Source organism: Kocuria oxytropis (genome assembly GCF_040981195.1).
Taxonomy (GTDB): domain Bacteria; phylum Actinomycetota; class Actinomycetes; order Actinomycetales; family Micrococcaceae; genus Kocuria; species Kocuria oxytropis.
Window position 1 is genome coordinate 1 of record NZ_JAVFXA010000057.1, and the last position, 1,111, is coordinate 1,111.

The 1,111-nt window shown below is 70.0% G+C and carries 1 protein-coding gene; it reads left to right on the forward strand.

Annotated elements, in window-relative coordinates; genetic code table 11:
• Positions 1–108: 108 nt before the first annotated feature.
• Positions 109–1,111, forward strand: a 1,003-nt coding sequence (locus QYM41_RS17545) for an IS481 family transposase (RefSeq protein ID WP_368801055.1), incomplete at its 3' end; no start/stop codon positions are given.

Below are 1,111 nucleotides of genomic sequence, written 5' to 3' on the forward strand. Positions count from 1 at the left end.
TGCGGGGCATGAGGTTCTTGCCACGGGTGCGTCGGTGAGATGAGGAACGGGCTCCTCGCCCAGGATGGAAGTTCCTACACCGTCCGTCCGCAGCAAGAGAGCCCGTTCATGACCCACATTAACGCACCCCTGACCCCCACTGGCCGGCTGCACATGGTGCTGCGCCACCTCCACGACGGGGTTCCGAAGGCCCATGTCGCTGCCGAGTTCCGGGTCTCCAGGCCCACGGTGACCACCTGGGTGGCCCGCTACCTCGCTGACGGTGAAGCCGGGCTGATCGACCGCTCCTGCGCCCCGCACACCAGCCGCACCCGCACCTCGGCAGTGGTCGTGGATCTCATCGAGTCCCTACGACGGGAACGGAAGTGGTCCGCCCGGCGCATCCACCGCCACCTGCTGGATCTGGGGCACGAGCTGCATCTGCGCACCGTGGGCCGGTGGCTGGCCAGGCTGGGCATTTCGCGGCTGCGCAACCTCACCCCGGCCGGGGACGATCTCAGGCGCCCGCCCCGGCGGATCCGTGCGGCCTGGCCCGGGCACATGGTGCATCTGGATGTGAAGAAGGTCGGGCGGATTCCCGACGGCGGCGGCTGGCGGGCCCACGGCCGCGGGTCCACCGCGGCGAAGGCGGCCAAGCGCGGGCCCGGGGCGAAGGTGGGCTACACCTATCTGCACTCGGCCGTGGATGGCTTCTCGAGACTGGCCTACACCGAGGCCCTCGCCGACGAGCGGGCCACCACCACGATGGGGTTCTTCTGCCGAGCCCGGGCGTTCTTCGCCGCCCACGGCATCACCCGGCTGCACCGGATCGTGACGGACAACGGCGCCAACTACAAGGCCCGGGACTTCACCCGCTGCGTGGAGGCCCTCGCCGGCCGGCACCAGCGCATCCGCCCCTACACACCGCGGCACAACGGGAAGGTCGAGCGGTACAACCGGCTGCTGGCCGACGAGGTGCTCTACGCCCGCCCCTACGCCAGCGAGCAGGCCCGCCGGGACGCGATCGGGGTGTGGGTGAACCACTTCAATTACCATCGGCCCCATACCGCCTGTGGTGATCAGCCCCCGGCCTCACGCGTCCCGGCCCGTGCCAATAACGTCATGCCCTCTT